At 45.1% G+C, this 17,597-nt stretch carries 11 protein-coding genes and 2 pseudogenes; 8 read left to right on the top strand and 5 right to left on the bottom strand.

Annotated elements, in window-relative coordinates; genetic code table 11:
- Nucleotides 1–53 precede the first annotated feature (53 nt).
- The 3 genes and pseudogenes from LH51_RS21075 to LH51_RS19780 form a co-directional block, all read left to right on the top strand.
- Entirely contained in the window at nucleotides 54–317 is a 264-nt protein-coding gene (locus tag LH51_RS21075) for a helix-turn-helix domain-containing protein (RefSeq protein ID WP_200881827.1), read from the top strand.
- 385 nt (nucleotides 318–702) lie between these two features.
- A complete protein-coding gene (locus LH51_RS01140) occupies nucleotides 703–2,022 on the top strand; it encodes a tyrosine-type recombinase/integrase (RefSeq protein ID WP_036518983.1) in 1,320 nt (439 codons plus the stop codon).
- A gap of 174 nt (nucleotides 2,023–2,196) precedes the next feature.
- Nucleotides 2,197–2,729: pseudogene (locus tag LH51_RS19780) on the top strand (DDE-type integrase/transposase/recombinase); the annotation flags it as partial.
- Nucleotides 2,730–2,769: 40 nt separating this feature from the next.
- On the opposite strand, the pseudogene LH51_RS01130 reads toward LH51_RS19780, so the two are convergent.
- A pseudogene (locus LH51_RS01130) lies at nucleotides 2,770–2,967 on the bottom strand (IS1634 family transposase); the annotation flags it as partial.
- Between the two features lie 288 nt (nucleotides 2,968–3,255).
- Here LH51_RS01130 and LH51_RS01125 point away from each other — a divergent pair.
- The 5 genes from LH51_RS01125 to LH51_RS01105 all read left to right on the top strand — a co-directional run bounded on the left by LH51_RS01125 (nucleotide 3,256) and on the right by LH51_RS01105 (nucleotide 9,447).
- Nucleotides 3,256–4,221: a C2H2-type zinc finger protein gene (locus tag LH51_RS01125; RefSeq protein ID WP_036518978.1), complete on the top strand. Its 966-nt coding sequence runs from the start codon at nucleotides 3,256–3,258 to the stop codon at nucleotides 4,219–4,221.
- Nucleotides 4,222–4,344: 123 nt separating this feature from the next.
- The gene (locus LH51_RS01120; protein WP_036518975.1) at nucleotides 4,345–5,511 is read left to right on the top strand and encodes a hypothetical protein; all 1,167 of its coding nucleotides are present in this window, start codon (nucleotides 4,345–4,347) and stop codon (nucleotides 5,509–5,511) included.
- A complete protein-coding gene (locus tag LH51_RS01115; RefSeq protein ID WP_036518972.1) occupies nucleotides 5,496–5,963 on the top strand; it encodes an Hsp70 family protein in 468 nt (155 codons plus the stop codon). The genes LH51_RS01120 and LH51_RS01115 overlap by 16 nt, the downstream gene beginning before the upstream one ends.
- 35 nt (nucleotides 5,964–5,998) lie before the next feature.
- The gene (locus tag LH51_RS01110) at nucleotides 5,999–7,285 is read left to right on the top strand and encodes an Hsp70 family protein (RefSeq protein WP_036518969.1); all 1,287 of its coding nucleotides are present in this window, start codon (nucleotides 5,999–6,001) and stop codon (nucleotides 7,283–7,285) included.
- 554 nt (nucleotides 7,286–7,839) lie between these two features.
- A complete protein-coding gene (locus LH51_RS01105) occupies nucleotides 7,840–9,447 on the top strand; it encodes an MBL fold metallo-hydrolase (RefSeq protein WP_081960604.1) in 1,608 nt (535 codons plus the stop codon).
- Between the two features lie 41 nt (nucleotides 9,448–9,488).
- Here LH51_RS01105 and LH51_RS01100 read toward each other — a convergent pair whose 3' ends face one another.
- The 4 genes from LH51_RS01100 to drmA form a co-directional block, all read right to left on the bottom strand.
- Nucleotides 9,489–10,778: a hypothetical protein gene (locus LH51_RS01100; protein WP_036518966.1), complete on the bottom strand. Its 1,290-nt coding sequence runs from the start codon at nucleotides 10,776–10,778 to the stop codon at nucleotides 9,489–9,491.
- A 219-nt stretch (nucleotides 10,779–10,997) separates the two neighbouring features.
- Complete coding sequence (drmC, locus tag LH51_RS01095; protein ID WP_036518963.1) at nucleotides 10,998–11,759, bottom strand: DISARM system phospholipase D-like protein DrmC; 762 nt, start codon at nucleotides 11,757–11,759, stop codon at nucleotides 10,998–11,000.
- Between the two features lies 1 nt (nucleotide 11,760).
- Nucleotides 11,761–13,566, bottom strand: coding sequence for a DUF1998 domain-containing protein (gene drmB / locus LH51_RS01090; protein WP_268746504.1), 1,806 nt, complete (start codon nucleotides 13,564–13,566; stop codon nucleotides 11,761–11,763).
- A 55-nt stretch (nucleotides 13,567–13,621) separates the two neighbouring features.
- Nucleotides 13,622–15,793 (bottom strand): DISARM system helicase DrmA, encoded by a 2,172-nt coding sequence (gene drmA / locus LH51_RS21070; protein WP_235263384.1) that lies wholly within the window; start codon nucleotides 15,791–15,793, stop codon nucleotides 13,622–13,624.
- Between the last annotated feature and the right edge of the window lie 1,804 nt (nucleotides 15,794–17,597).

Genomic DNA, 17,597 nt, shown 5'->3' with positions numbered 1-17,597 from the left:
TTTCGTACCGCCACCGACATAGCCCTATCCGCAACGAAACGCACTATGCTCGAATGACCGAAATGCTTGAAGCCTTGTTAGACGAAGCCCAGGGTGACGAAAGCCACCCTGCCATGGAGCTGGTTGACATAGTGGGGGATTTGATCAAGAACTACGAAGCTGAGCACCACCCGCTGCCTGAGGCAACAGGCGTTCAAGCCCTAAAATTTTTAATGGAACAAAAGGGCCTCAGGCAAAGCGATCTCACTGAAATAGGTACGTATCAGAGATTCTTACCGGCAAGCGCGAGCTCAATATTCGGCAAGTACGCGCACTAAGCGAGCGCTTTGGAGTTTCGGCAGCGACCTTTGTGTAACGAGCAAGCGATAGAGTGTTCGCCCGGAGACCGGGCTCCTACAATATTGGATAATCCCCACCTGTAGGAGCTCGCTCTGCGAGCGAAATCTTTAGGAAGGAGAATTCGATGAAAAAATATAAGGAAATTGGTCGGGACGGCAGGATTTGAACCTGCGACCCCTTGCACCCCATAAATAAATTTCTTAATTTCATGGTATCCCAGCAAATCCCACAACAATTCATAAGGAATATATAGTTCAATAACTTAACTTATATTTTTCTTTTTTTAAATCCCAAGACTTTCCAATAAATACCAGTTAAGCTAATCTCAAACGGTCACGGAACGGTCACGGGGAAAGAGGAAAAATGGCAACCATTACGGATCGACAGATCAATGCAAAACCTGATACCAAAGATCGCTGGTTAAATGAAACAGTCGTCAGAGGTCATGGTGTATTAGTCGCTCGGATTACACCGTCCGGCTCAAGGTCATTCTATTTCCGCTACACCGATAGTCATGGCAAACGTGACCGCATGCCAATAGGAAATTATAGCCGAGACGAAAAACCTGGCTGCATGACATTAACGCAAGCACGCTTAAGAGCAAAAGAGCTTGCTGGGCTGCATAAGAAGGGCATAACCGACATACGGCAACACTTCGAAGCCGAAGAGCAGATGCAAAAGGCCAAGCTTGAAGCCAAATACATCAAACTAGAACGGGAAAACCAACTTCACAGAAGCCGGATGACGGTGAGTGACCTCTTCACACATTGGTTAAGCGTAGATCTAATCAGACGCAAAGACCAAGGTGCTGAAATGAGACGCTTATTCACCAGGGACATACTACCTAAGATAGGGAACCTGGCTGCTGAGGATGTACGGCGCCGACATATCACTGAAATAACGGATGTCTTTTTAGCCAGAAACACTCCACGCATGGCCAAAGTGGCTTTCGCAAGTATCAGGCAGATGTTCAAATTTGCCGTTGTAAGGGAAATTGTAGATGCTGATCCAACAGCTGCCATTAGCAAATTCAATATAGGTGGTCAGAGTGTTGAACGCGATAGAGTCCTATCTGAGGATGAACTGAAGTTACTTGTTAAACTCCTGCCTGAGTCAGGGCTGGCGCTAACAACAAAGACCGCCGTATGGATAGCCCTATCCACCGGCTGTAGAGTTGGTGAGTTGATGACGGCTGAGTGGTCAAACATAGACTTGGATCGGCGCGAATGGTTTATGCCAACCACTAAAAACGGAAAATCACACACAGTACAGTTATCAGCATTCGCCGTAGAGCAGTTTCAATTTTTGTATGAGATTACAGGAACTAGCCAGTGGTGTTTTCCAAACAGACACGATACAGGGTCACTTTGCCCAAAGACTATAAACAAGCAACTGCAAGACAGGCAACGACAGCCTGATCAGACTAAATTAAAAGGACGCACTCAGAACAGCCAAGCACTTCGGCTACCTGGTGGAAAGTGGACACCGCATGATCTACGAAGAACGGCTGCAACGATGATGGTTGAATCCGGAATATTGCCAGAAGTGGCGGATCGCTGCCTAAACCATACGGAGCAAAACAAGATCAAAAGAACGTACCAGCGATACTCATATACTAAGGAAATGCGGCATGCTTGGGAGCTGCTGGGTGATAGGCTGGAAAAGATAATTGAAGCTGTCTGAACGATTTTGAGTGAGTCTCGACTTGATCTTTAACATCTGCTACATGTACATGCTGTGAGCTGAAAGATACAAAAATTCAAACTGTTACAATCAATACAGTGAGTATACCCAACCTGAAAAGCACTGGGCATAAAGATGGAAAAGATTAAACACGCACAAGGTTGAAAACTACCGACGGTGCCGGATGATAAAGCCGCCTACCCACAAGACAGGGTTCAGCGCTATTTCCATGCTGATCAGCCCAAACCAGTTGTGGGTATCAGATTTCACGTATGTCTCGACCTGGCAAGACTGGCTCTATGTGGCTTTTGTGATCGATGTTTTCGCGCGTCGGATTGTGTGCTGGCGGGTCAGCAACCGTATGCAGACGGATTTCGTTCTGGATGCACCGGTGCAGGCCTTACATGAACGTCAACACATCGGGCCGGAGGCTGATCCATCATAGTGACAGAAGTAGCCAGTAGTTTCTATTCGATACACTGAGCGCTAAGCCGAGGCCAATATAGAGCCTTCTGTGGGCAGCAAAGGACAGCTACGACAATGCATTGGCTGAGACTCTCAATGGCTTGTACAAGGCTGAGGTGATCCACCGCCGATCATACACCGATTAAATGGCCACGCTGAAATAGGTGCATTGGTATATACCTCCAGCTGAAGCTGAGGCAAACTACTATCAGCACCAAACTGGTCAGGCTATAGTGACCTGACTTAAAGCAAACTGCCTCCACAAAAAACCAGGTACGATTCAACATCAGGTTTATCGGGCAGTACGCGGTCCGTGATACGGCAGAGCCCTTCGACAACGGACTCCAGGTCATCACCGAGTTGATCCAGCCGACCCAGCATGGAAATCGTGCGCTGCTTCGGGCGGCCGTTCTTATCACGATAGGCTTCCACGAGCTGCACGTATTTGCGGGGACCGGATTTAGTAACTTTGACAAACATGCCATGACCATATCAGCTAGAAGGCGCCATGAAAGGAAATAGTTATCCACATACGTGCCATTACATTTGATTGCAAGACACCGGCGCTGAAACCCGCAAAGTTACAGGTGTGGGTATCGAAAAAGAGGCATTAATCAGTGGGTAACTGTCGAACTCGGGAGATATGGATCTAAATTGTCTATATTTGAATATATGTAAAGTTGATGTACAGTAAAGTAACTATACGTGACCTGTAATCTCAATATCACTCAGATTTAAGTCACTATCATCAATAGGATTGAAGATAAAGTGGGTTTTTTAGTCATTTATAAAGGGGATGCGGTTGGAAGCGTCCAAATTCCCGACTCAGACTTTGAGAATGTTACGCCACCACCGAGGGTATATATTTGCCCTCATTGTGACTTAACTTTTGAATCTTTGCAGTTACTTCAAGACCACAAAATTTTGGCCCATCCACTTAAACGCCCTTACCTTCTGATACACGGTGCAGCTGTAGGCAGTGACGCTATCTCTCTAAAACAACAACTTTATCGAAAAGACTTAGCGGTTGAGAATGCTGAGTGGGTATCTTTAGACGAAGTTGAATATGATGATCCAAGTGAAATGCTAGACGCTCTGGTTGCAAATCAATCGGGAAGGAGAGTTGTTAAGCTTTCGTATCAATCCTATCAGGTTGAAGTTAGTTTGATATTTGACTTAATATCCGATGAGGAATTAGATGCTGTTGAGCGATGTTTTCAAGAAGTATTTAGTGGCCAGGAATTATCAAGCACTAAGCTTAGGCAGTTTGACACAAAGCTACATGAAGTCAAATGTGCTAACGCTTATGCTGGCGGGCTGGGATGTTACGTTTCTGGGGTTATGGCAAAAGATCGAGTCAGAACGAGTGGCCTAAAATTTGAAGAGTTCAATATCAAGTTTGGTGAAGCATTAGATGCTCTTAGTCATATTGATACTGAGTTATCGAAAAGCATTAAATCTGCAATCCTTTTTTCCAGAAATCAATTTAATCGATCAATGGAAATATCTTTCCTTCCACAGTTATCAGCTGTATCCAGGTTTATGATTACAGGTAGCTTTAATGAAATTGATATTGACTCAGGCTCTGAATCAACGCTTTTACCAATCGATTCGATTACTGAATCTTTAGTGATGTTTTGCACTAAGGGTGAGTCCTATAGAAGATCTAGCGTAAAGTCATTAGAAAACATGATTAAGACATCAAGTATCAGTTGGATGATCAACATAAGGTAAACTTTGCATTGATGTGCCACTGTCTAGATGTTTCAGAACATGACAAAGCAATGGAATACTTTCGAAAAGTAAAGCATGCCTCAACCTTTAAAGAAGTAGCAGCAGAAAAAGCAGGTTTATTTAATGACAGACAAAAGTGAAACTCCATCTATTGTTATTGAAGATTCAGTTCCAAGAGCAATTAAGCCGGATGAAGAAAAAGGTGATTTGAAAAAAACAGATGCTAATGGTATCAATTCGACTAACGATTCTGCATTGCCTCCGACAGAATTGTTCGATTACATTGCTAATCTTTATCAGGGTCAGAATTTTAACAAAGCTTACAAAAATGCTTTCAATAAAATTGATCTTGAATCTAGACTAACACCCGATCAGCACGAACAACTGCTACAACTTTCAAAAAATGGAGACAAAGACAATAAACTACTTATCTCCCTAGCCGAGTTTTTGCTTGAAGGACTAGGCGGGGTATCTTTGCGCGATACAGTCATGAAGCATATTGAATATGTAATTAGTGACGAAGGCGATTTAAGAAAAGTCCAAACGAAATATGTATTTCAAGTCTGGATGGATAAATGCGATATTGCTAACCGTGTCAGCTTCATGATGGATCAGATAGATAAGATTAATAACGGCACTGACAAAAATGGAAAACCAAAACCCCTGACGGATTCCCGTAAAAACATTATTAAGTGCATTGCCTCAATTTGGCTGTTTTATAGAGGGTATGCTGACTTAAAACAGATTTTGAGAGAATTATCGAAGGAAACATTTGGAGTTGACACAGTTGCATCTGAATCAGTAGAGAGAAGAGCTCTTGGTTTCGCAGCTAAAATGGCCATATCAAATAGTCGTGATGGCTTTGCTTTTTTTATCAACTACTTCAGTAGACAACAGTCTATCCTTGCAAATGATCTGAGTCATTCTAGATCGCATGTAGAGACTTTGAGGCTGAAAGTTCAGACTTTGACCGAAGAAATATCACAATTAAAGGTAGAAGCTGACACCACAAAGAAACAAATTCAAGACTTATCAAGCAAAATCGTTAGCCTTGAGGATGAATTAACCTTATCAAAAGAGAAAGCTAGTCACCAAGGAATACACCAAAGAGATGAGCTGGCCACTCTCAAAGGGAATATATCAAGCTTTCTAGAACAAGAGTTGTCTCCGCTGTTGCGAAGTGCTTTAGCTGCAAATTCAAGAACACCAGCAAAGACTAGAGTAGTAGATATTAAATTGGACGATACATTGCAGCAAGTTGAAGGAAAAATACAATGGCTAAAACAATAGGAATAGATTTCGGTACCACTAACAGTTTAATCACTGTAATTTTAACCGAAAAGGCGAGGTATTTTTTAGACGGTAGTAACACCCCCTACCCTTCAATCATTACGTATGACAGTGGTGTTCCAGTTGTTGGTAAAGCTGCAAAATCTCGATTAGAGAATGCCGGGGTTAGCAACGTTGGTGATATAATTAGAGCACCAAAGAGGCTGCTTGGTAAGGGTTCTAAATACATTGAAGGAAAGGAATATCAGCCATCAGAAGTTGTGCGAGATGTAATACGCTACCTAAAAGAATCAGCCTTAAAGTCATCTGAACAGGATGTCGTTGATCATTGCGATTTTGAAAAAGCGATCGTTTCTATTCCTGTTGCAATGGATGGTCGTGCAAGAAGTGAACTTCGAGATGCATTCTTGCAGGCTGGAATTAACATTGTCCAGTTTGTTCATGAGCCCTAGCTGCACTATATGCTCACTTCCGTGTCGATGGAAACATGACAAATGCTTTAGAAAAGTACCATGACAAACTTGTTCTTGTTTATGACTGGGGTGGTGGAACATTAGACTTAACTTTATGCCATATCTTGGATAATCGCATAACACAGATTGCTAACGAGGGTGATAACGAAGTTGGTGGTGATTATGTAGACGAGGCTATTGTAGATTATGTCTTAAATACCGAACTCAAGAAACGGGGCTTAGAGACCACACCACCTGTTCAGGTTGGTGCAAGAGCAAGACTCTTAGACTTTTGTGAAAAAGCAAAAATACGACTTTCAACACGCAGCATTGAACATATTTACGTAGAAGACTTTTTCGCATTTGATGACGACACTGATCCAGATATTGAAATTGAACTTGCTAGAGAAGATCTCGATTTAATTAGTGAGCACCTCATAAACAGAGGCTTATCTAAAATAGATGAACTACTGAAAAAACTTGATATTGATCAGCGACGGATTAGTCTGTGTTTGGCAACTGGCGGTATGATTAATATGCCGCGGATAAAAGAGAGACTCATCGAAAAGTTCAGTATCGATAGACTTAATTGTTCTGATAGGGGCGATAGAATCATATCTGAAGGATGCGCATGGATTGCTCACGATAACGCGAGACTTACTTTAGCTAAACCGATTGAAGTGCGTGAAGCAAGAAACTCTTATCTCAAGATTTTCCGCGCAGGTACCCCTTTACCTATTGTTGGACAGGGAATTACTGAGGCAATAATACTGTATTGCGTTGACCCTAGAGATGGTAAAGCAAAAATTCAATTATGTCGTCCAGAAAAAGCGCAACAGATGGCTGCAATGGATTCCAGAGTTACCTATGACAATTTGGTCGTATCAGTTGACACAGAATTGAAGCCATTTGTTGAACGTATTGAGTTGCAACTTAATATAGATCATAACTTGATACTTTCTGCAAAAGCAAAGTCGGGAATCAGTCAAAAAATAACAGAGTGTGAAGTCTATGATTTGGAGTTCGGGCTATCGCTGCCGGGAAAGTCACAAGGCGAGACAGTGTCAAGTGAACTAATCTGCTCGCCACATATGCCTATATACTCAAAACAGCATAAAGTAGTTTCCACGTCAAATGTGTCATCTACTATGACAAAAAGTAAAATTCCAGGTGAGTTCTTGAGATCTTATGACTCTAGAGCATTTGATCCTGAATTTGGCGATGCAACTCAGCTCCAACACCAAGAGAGTTTTTACTATATACCCTGTTCAACCTGTAAGAGGTACTGGAATCATCCTGATTGTAAGTGTGCGTCAGATTGATTGTACTCTAGCATTAGAGTGCTAACTCACTATCGCCATTCAAGAGAACCTGGCAACAGATTATTACACAATGGTAGGAATCTGATCTATCAACCAATACGGATGTTAAACTTTTGCACGGTAACTAGTTTTCAAATATTTCCTGTGGATTCTGACTTTGTTGATACGGGTATGTTGCTTGAAGTCCTTCAGTCGTGCCGGCTGCTCTGCAATGTGCCAGTCGGCTTGATGAGGATTCGAGACGCATCCATGGAATCAACTTGTCAATTCAGTCCAGGAACTGCTGCTTGCGAGTCTGACGGCGTTATTGCATAACTCGCTGTCCACGAATGTCAATTGCTGATCTATCACTATGTCCTCAACTGTGCGCAGTCGGCATCATCGCATGAGGCTGACTTATTCCAAGCTTCCATAGTCAAGCATGCCAAGGATCTTCTCAATTTATGGAGTGGTATTTCAAATTCAGCAAAAACTTAGACTCTCAACCCCCCTACTAGACAAAGCAACATCACTGGAAAATCCATCAGGTAAATAAATTGATGAGGTGATGTTATATGAATATTGAATTTCTTGGTCCATTGGATAGGGTTACGGGGTCATGTACTTGGATGCATGATGCATCAAATGGTTGGAACTTTCTTGTCGACTGTGGCATTCAGCAAGGAGAAGGTGATCCCGATGTATGGAATAATGGTATAGATTGGCCATTCGATCCTGCCGAACTTAAATTTGTGTTATTAACGCACGCACATATGGATCACTGTGGACTAATCCCACTGTTATACAAAAAAGGATTTAAAGGAAAAATTATCTGCACACATGAAACTGCAGAGATTGCCAAAATAATGCTAGCTGATGCCGTTAAGTTAGGTGCATCTTATAGTAACGAGGATATCAACAGCATCAATTGGTTCGAGCCTCGTGGAAAATCATTGATTGGTGGTAACTTACATGCAGTTGATAAAAACCTTTTTATCAACTTCTATCGAACAAGTCACATCATAGGTGCTGTAGCAATTGGTATTTACTGGGGTCCTGTCGGCACAGGTGAACAAAAGAGTATTATTTTTTCTGGTGATATAGGTACTTCACTAGAAAACGAGGAAAATTTGCCAATAATTCGTCATATGATGCATCCTCGTGAGTTTAGCTATGCAGTTATTGAATCAACCTATGGAGGAACAAAAAGACCTATTGAAGAGTTATCACCTAAATTCCGCTGGCAGCAGCTAACTGATATATGTAACCATATTGTTGATAAAAAAAGCACCACTCTATTGCCATCCTTCTCACTAGGGCGCATACAAGATCTTCTGTTTGATCTTCACTGGGTGTTAAACAGTGAGCGAGATAAATATTCTGATATTGATTTAATACTAGACTCACCAACAGCCAACAAGCTTACACCCATTATTTTAGAAGCTATTGAGCGAACAGATTTTCTCGGTAAAAACCTAAAAAAGGCTAGGCAAATGTGGCTGGGAAAACAAATATTTCGTTGGTTCGAACTTGATGATACTGATCCAATTCAGGTAGACAGAGCTATTGATATTATTCGGATTTGCTTAGGAGCCTCACCAAAATTTCCAGAACTCGCCAATAAGTTTGGAAATTCAATAGCCAAAAATTGGAAACCAAGAGTAAAAGTAATAAAATCCCATGAAGATAGAGCTACTATTAAATTAAATCACCCTAGTATAATTATTGCTAGCGCAGGAAGTTGTGATGGTGGTGCAGTTACTAACTGGATACCTAAAGTAGTACGTGATGAAAAAAATATTTTGGGCTTAGTTGGGTATGCCGCTCCTAAATCAATAGCTTCTGAATTTAACTCTTTAAAAAATATTGAAAATAGCGAACGTAAACGCCATCGTGGAAAAATATATATAGAATATACAAATACTGAAATTCCTTACCGGAAAATTTTGTGTAAGATATCTACGGTTTCCGGATACTCAGCTCATGCTGATCAAACAGGTCTACTTGGTTGGATTTTTTGGACCTTTAAAGGAGAAAGTAAAATTACAGCTCCAAATATTTTTATTCAGCATGGTGACGACCATGAGCGTGTAGCTCTTAAAAAATCAATAGTAAGTACTGCTGGAGAGCGGGATATTACTGTAAAAATTCCCTCGCTATCGAACAGTAAATTTACAATTTAAAATTTAAAAAAATGGGGTAAAGCTTTGAAGCCTTACCCCATCTAAGCTATAAAACCAGCGTATTTATTTTCAAAATAAGCACGGTACTCATTATAACGCAGAAGAGACTCTTCCATTATCTTGTAACTCTCAACTGACCTGAAAACTCTTAGATCATAAAACAACTGCAAAAAAAGCTTATCTAAAATTATTGATACAAAACCTATATCAGCAACCAAAGCCGGATCACACGAAAACTCTTCACTAAAATTAGTAACAAATTTATAAAATTTTTCGGGGCTGGGGTATTTTGATTTTTTCCAATCCTTAAGTAAATCTTTTTGCTTATCAATTTTAGCATATCCGTTAATAGTATCCTCTTCATTTTTCAGTGGGATAAATGAAGATAGCTTAGCCATACTTATAGGTGAATTACTAACCAGCGGCCCATCATTCCCTGCCAACCAATCCAAGTAAAGTGAAAATGGACTGTCAATATAAATATCACTTCCATCAAATCGTAATTCTCTAATAAAATTACATACTAATCCATCAACAAACCAATCAGGTCTTGCATAAACCATCTCTGGATAACTTGATCTTATTGAATTAAGCAATCCAATTTCAAAGCAAGCAATGGAAGAAAAATAAAAATCAAGTTTCAAACTACAGATCATTGACGATTTAGTTTCAGTGGGAAATTTTATATTTTTATTTTCTGAAAGAACTTTTACAATTTCAATCACTTCATTTTGAATGAGAGTTTCTTTAGACAAAGTCTCAAAATACAGACTCCGTCTATCTTCTTCACTTATTGATGCATTTGACAAATGTATCAGCAAATCACTCTCCTTTTCCATCCTCTCTATAATAAACTGAATTAAAAAAGAAAACTCACCCAATCCACGTTTAGAGTTTTTTATTCCATCAATCAACCCAAGCCACCCATCGGCTGCACCACCATTGAAATTCTTAGGAAACCGGACCGATTTTTTTCTTATATAATCAGGGATTTTTTCAAAAAAATAACTAATAAATTTATGTTGCGTTTTTTTGCTAAGCGGCATTAATCCATTAAAAAATTTAGGTATTTTAAAAATAGTAGCTCGGCTAAAGGGCATTGGCTCATTTTGTTTATGGCTTGATAGCATCAGAGATACTAACAAGTTTGATTCACATCCTATAAGTTCTAAAAAATCTTTCATGGAAGGAAGTAAGGGCGTAATCATTGACTCAGGCTTAAGCGAGTTTCCTTCTAATGAGTCAATGTAGTTTATTGCTTCTTCAGCACTACCCAAATAGATATAGTCTCTTGAAGCAACTTTATTACTCTCACTACACACTCCAGCCATCTCCATTTATTCTTAAATTAAATGCTAGTGATTTTACGCAAAGATTCATCTCACATCTATCAAAAACATGTTAAATTTCTTTGCTCATTTTTAAATATTTAAGAATGGGATTACATTATAAGACAACTCATTTAAAGTCGATTAGAACCAAGGTAAACTGCACGCTTCAAAATCTTCACAGCTAATTATATTGCTAACCGATAGTAAGATAATAGTCACTTACACTTGGACTACGATCCTTGTCGAGATAAGTGCTTCCAGGTGGTTTTTGAGGGTTACAGGTATACTTCCCCCTTCAATAATTACACCCGCTTCCATATTTTTTTCCATAGCATGACCCGTAAGATTAGCGCTTGTGATAAAGCATGATTGTGCATCAGCAACTGCCACTTTAGCATGGACCCTACCATCGGAAAACGGATCGGTCTTGTCTCTCCAAACATACATATTTGCGGATGGAACCAGTATCCTCATCTTAGCTATAGCATCGAAGGTAATGCTACCACCGTTAGCTTGGGACAACTCAAGCAGCATTGATATGATAACTCCGCGATCATTTGCTGCGTTCAATGCTTTAACGATCGTTGACACATCGTAGGCCACGAAGCTAGTGATGAACAGATTCTTCTCAGCAGAGTTGATAACCTGTAGAAGTGCTTGCTCTGTACGTCGAGCCGATACGAAAGGTGTAGTCGGTCCAGTCCACACAAGCTCAGTGGATTGTACAGAGGCTGCTTTAGTGTAAACGTGGCTGGCAGCGAGAAGCATTGATGCCAGTTCGTCTGGACCTACCCTTGTTTTTTTCCAAGCTGCCGCAAGTTGCTCAACCACTGCACCCGCTACCGGGGTTCCGACTATGCATGATAACGCCGTCACAGCCTTGCTGGCTTCGGTACGACGAGCAGCCACTGCTACGGCTTGTACCTTTTCAGGAGAAACCAAAGAGACCAAGGCTGCAATGGCATCCAAGAGTTCATTCATATCAGAAACCATTGAAGAAAGCAGCGTCAGCGCGCTCTAGTGTCGGTAAGAGTAACGATCGATCCAAATAGCGATTACCTCTCTCGCAAGATGTCTCAGCCACCAAAGAGCATGCGTGGCAAGCAGCGCCATGCAATGAGCGATCTTTTTCAGGGTCATGTTCCGAGCAGAGTGGATCGGATGAGCAGATCTTCGATCGATTCAGTGCTTGCTGCAGAAGGCGACCAAGGTTTTCTGGTTTTCCAAGGTCAACAAGGCCGCCTAGCGTGCCATCGGAATCTGCTGCTGCGGTATAGATGAGGATACCTGCCTGCGGGCTATCGCCCAATGTGTCGGCATAGATGCGTTCACGAATGCTCGCGGCGTTGTATCCGCATTCAAGCGCCAACTCCCGAATCAGAAGATGAGATAGAGTATGCAGCATCGCATAACGAATACCGGGGTAGCCTTCATTCGGGTCGAGATGACGAGAATTGCGCCACCCTTTGTGACCACCACGGAGCATCTGGTCGACCTTTTTCACGCCATCCAATGCCTCCCATTTGACGAGTGCAGCTTCGTCAAACTGCACGAAGATTCCTTCGCCGTGAACCTGATTGGCAGGTACCCAGTCTGGCTTGCTTCGCGACAGGCTGGCCATTTGGGGGCGTTCATTCGGGTCTCCTGACTCTTCAGGTGCTTCGACCCGAGTGAAGCCCAAAAGGGCATTCACTTCGCGCAAGCGCTCAAGGAGTAGAACACGACTGATATGGCCGTTGAATCCTGCTGGAGTACCGACTTTTTTGCTCATAAAGTGCGGGTAGTCCGTGGGTGGGTTAGCTTCGGTCAGCACGCCCCACTCAGGCCCTTTGATATCAGCTTCACCAACGACCTCCTGTCCGTCGCCTTTACGGTGCGCTTCAATGGCCGACCAAATCGACGCTGCTGGATACTTGTCGATACCTGGCAGTGCCACGGTTTTCTTCAAGGTTTTCACCGTCACCGACACTTCGGCTTCAGATTCCAAATCTTCGAAAAACTCCCAGCCATCCTGTATCAATTGACTTAAAGGGTCTTTCGTTTGTGGAATTGCTAGAGCCGAGAGAGTGATTGGGAACCAGCTGTTCGTGGCTCCCAAAAGAACCGCGCGGGCTTCCTCATCGCATTCATGGTCGAAGTGATCCAGATGTGGATGGCGCCCTCGACAACCCGGTAGGTTCTCTTTTCCAGCTTTACCAAAGGCGTGCGCCATACTTCGGGATGCCCCGCAAGCATCACACTTCACCCAAAGATTTTCGGTTTGTAGCGATGCGCCGCTCTCGAAAAAGCGCAACGTACCCTTGCACGAACTGTTACCACCATGGACGAAGTAGTGCCAAGGGAAATCATCAAGGTGGCCATCGCGGCAAGCCAATAAGAATCGAGCAGGAACGGCATCTGCATCTTTGGCTGGTTGATCACCTTTAGAACCACGACAACCTTTGTGCACAAAGCGAGTTCGCTCAGGTCTGAAGCGGTTCTCTTTGATCTCGAACAGACCCGCATCAAAGGGCGATAGCAAACCGCACTTAACGCAACGCATCCAGCGCGGGAAAGGTCTCACAGGCACGCCAATGTTAGCCTCAGCCGACCATGGGTCGACAAGGTCGCTTTTCTGAAAAGGCGGCATCCGCAGATTCTCGACCTGTGCCCCCAGCACTTTACGAACTGCGGCCAGCAGTCGCGCCTCTTGAATTGGCTGGCATCGATCCTTTTCCCATCTATCAATACCAAGCGTCACCACAGAAAGGCTCGGCAGGTCGATCAAGGCACCTGGCCATAAGTCCACAATAACTGGCTTGGGCGTACTTCGCCGACTGGCGTTTTATCATTGATGATCATATTCAATCCTCATCCTTTGTTGCGGGACGAGGCTTCCAATCGTGATCGTCCGTGATATGGCTCGTGTTCATAATCAGGCGCACGCCAGGCTCTACTTCCCGCATCGACATCGGCACGGTCCAGTTGTCCCATGCTTGAATCCCTGGCGACTTTATCAACGCAACAGTCTTGTCTTTCTCAGGCCCACGCTTCTCATAAGCTAAGATCCGTCCACCCTTGCTGACTTCTTTCGCCCATTCGTCGGCGCGCTCTTTCAGTTCAGTCTCAGCTAACTGCTTACGTGAGTTATCTTCGGCAACGTTCCCCGCGCGATTCGCCAATACCTTGATGGCATGCGTCATCTCGGCCTGGTTGGACATACTTAGTTGGCCAGCGCCTTCGTTTGCGCTGAACACATCGTTCTCAAGGCGCATCAAACTCAGCATCGCGCCTGTCAAACCACGGTCCATCGCCCGAGGCGAGAATGGCGTTACCGATTGTGCTTCGACATGTTTGTAGAACGTGGCATGGTAGTGCTCGAAGGTTTCGTAATGCGATAGGTCTCGCGGTCTTGCCCATGTGAGCACCGTGCAGACCAAGCCCGGGAAAGAACGCCCAACACGGCTGGTAGCCTGAATGTATTCAGCGGTTCCCTTGGGTTGCCCGTTCACGGCCATAAGGCCAAGTCGATTTACATCGACCCCAACAGACAACATATTGGTTGCCAGCACCACATCAATGGCGCGAGTGTCCCCGTCTTGCCACTTAGTTACGTATTTTCCGGCGACAGTGTCAAACTCAGATTTAAACTTCACCTCTAAGTTGTCAAGATATTTGGGGATGTCTTGGCTGGAGACCCGCGAGGTCAGCTCTCGAATGTTGCTCACGCTGCGTTGCGCTAACGCAGGTCGCTCCACCATACTCATCTGAACGCGGTAGGAACGTGTCTGTACATCGTCCTCTGCCAAGCGTTTCATGCCTCCCAATTCACGCAGAGAGTTGAAGTAGCCGACCATAGTCATGTAAGGGTCAGCAGGCTCACCAAAGTGATCGAATAGTTCCTGTGCCGCTGTCAGGAATGCGGTGTAGACGCGGATTAGCATCGCCGGACGCGAGCTACCGGGTGAACACACGCCGAGGTAACGACGGCCCGGTTTGTCTTCGATTGGACGTTGCACCGAGAAAAAATTATCTTCCACATCCAGACCGTGCGGTGGAAACACCGAAACTCGTCGCATGAAGACATTATTCACTTGCTCCTTGGCCTTGCGCACAGTTGCTGTGGAGGCAATGATCTTCGGCTTAACCGTCTTACCATCAAGCGTCCAGCCGGACAGTTCATCCACAGCTGTCTCATACAAACCCACCATAGTGCCCAGTGGTCCACTGATAAGGTGAAACTCATCCTGAATGATCAAATCGGGTGGGCGTATCGGATGAATGACCTTTACCTTCGAGGAAGGAAGCCCCTTGCCGGCTTGGTGATTACCATTGCAATCGGCACCTTGCCAAAGTAGGCCGTGGCGCTCACATTCCTGACCCACGCGTCCAAACAGCGTGCGCACCTGTCCGCGCCAAGCCATCATGGCGAACTTGTCTACGGTAGCAATCATCATGGTGGGGGGGCGGTGATACATTTCTTCGTCCACCACCAGTACGGGAAGACCTGGATGAGACTGCTTGCTAGATTTACCCTTCGAAAAGTCACAGCGACCTTTTTTGTCGCCACAATAGACAAACGTTCGCCCGCGCGCCTTATAAACCTCAACGTCTCGCCCTGGCGCCACTTCTGAACCACACCATGGGCAACTGGTGAGCTGTGCAGGTGATGCTGCACCGGCATTGTATTTACCGGGGTTGCGTACATCTTCAATCGCTCGATGGCTGTCCTCAGTCGTCCCCGGTGTAACCTTGTTGCCAACCCATAGGCCAATGGTGAACGGTTCCGTGCCGAGGGATTTATCGCATTGATCCAACGCTTCACGGCGGATTACCTCCATCGCGCAGATCAATGCGGTTGCACGCTGAAATTGCTGCAAGGTCAGCAAGCGCAGCGTGTAGCGCATAATCACGGCCAAACCGCGAGAACTATCATAGCCACCCAAGTTGCCCTGCATACGTCGAATAGCCATGGTGAATGCTGCAACACCCAAATAGGCTTCCGTTTTACCACCACCCGTTGGGAACCACAGCAAATCGGCATAGGCTTCAATGGCTGAACTCGATCTGGATGACTCGGGTCGGCCAACGATGGAATTGAAAGCAGAAGAAACGCCAACTGGAATGGACGCCAACTACGATTTTTTAGTACATCGAACTGATCAATAGTGACATCTTCACCTCGGCGCATGGCCAGTGCATATTGACTACGCACGCGTTGCGTCGCCATGGCTTGGTTGGCGAACCGAAATGCCGCCAGCGCTTTTTCGTCATTCTTTAGCGTATCAACCCCTTGCTGCAAACGTGTATGGATCTCCTGGCAGCTGTCCATCGCTTGTTGCGATTGGGTATCGTAGCCAGTGATTTCGGAACCTACCCGAGCGCGCTGTTCATCTATCCACGCGGCGTAGTCCTTGGTTAGCATACTCAAGGCGTCGACCAGGGGATCGATTTCCAATGTCGCTAGGCGCCGCATATCAAGCAGGCCACTGCTAACCATCTCACGCATCGCTGAGCGATCGCTTGGATCAAGGCCCGGCGTTTCGGTGACCTGCACTTCGTACTGTGGCATAACCGTGGTACGCACTTCGGTCGCCAGCGTCACATCGTCTGCGGTTTCGGCATGGACAGCAACACCATGGCCCACGGCAAATTCCACGCGATTACGGTAGATCATCTCCAGCGCTTCGCGCTCTGGGTCCATACCGTCTGCGTCAAGTACTGGCCGGCGGCGGAAGATAGCGCGCTTGGCGGCTTCTTTCTCCGAGCGCACGATAAGCTCCGGCTGGAATACCCACGCCGTATCACGGTTGGTGTCCGGCTCTTCTTGTGCATTCACCAAGAACAAGGTAACCAGTCGATCGCCATTGGTATTCTTGGCTCGCACAGAACCCTGTACACGCACTTCAGGAAACGCTTTATCAGGAGCCTGATGCGAAATAATTCCTTCTGTTAGCGGTAATACAATTTTGCCGCCACAGGGAATGCGCTGCCACACTTTAGCCTTCTGACCATTGGATTTAAGTAATTCATGATCACTGTTGGGAACACGCTCATAACGACCCCAGCGCGCCTCAATCTCAATTTTATCGGCGTCACCATCCACACAAAACGTCATGCCTAAACTGCTGGGCACCAGGGACTGATTGCTGGCAGCATCAATCTCATCACCCGAATCCGACTCTGGCTCTACGCGTCCCGTAGCTGTTCCAAATTCTGCACCTGGCTCATGCCGTCCAGGTGCTTTGGGTTCGGTGGGCTCTTCTGCATCCTCGTTGGCTAATGGTCCATCCAGCCCCTCAATACCCCCTTGGGCGGCCTCACGTGGGGCCAGTTTGCCAACCAAGTAGCGGTCGCGCACTCCCATATCTACAATACGTTCATTGGGGCCACCAGCTGGCCCCAGCAAATCATCCATCACGGCCAACTGCATTAGCTCGCGGATATATGCCTGATCCTCAATGGCTGGCACTTCGGCGATAGTCTTGTGCAATGCCTTAGGAAGAGCCTCCAGAAAATCAGTCCATTGGACACGTCCGACACTGCCGGTGGATGGCGGAGTGAACGATGTTAGACCAATCGAAACCGCTGGTTCGACCAACAACATGCGGTCGAAGTAGATCGTGGTAGCATCCAGATCAGACCTAACCCTCAGTACCCGCCCAACCCGCGTAATATTCCCAGCAGTGTTCAGCACCAACACCCAGTCGTCCTCGACGATGGCTTGATAAAGTGAACGCTCGCCTTTCAATCGTAGTGTATAAGGCACCAGAGTGTGATTAGCAGCGGGATCCAGATCAACAATGATCCATGCATTGGTTGTTGTTGTCATACGCTGAT

The sequence above is a fragment of the Nitrincola sp. A-D6 genome, assembly GCF_000764495.1.
GTDB lineage: Bacteria > Pseudomonadota > Gammaproteobacteria > Pseudomonadales > Balneatricaceae > Nitrincola.
Note: the sequence above shows the minus strand (reverse complement) of the source record. Positions and strands in the feature narration are given on the sequence as shown.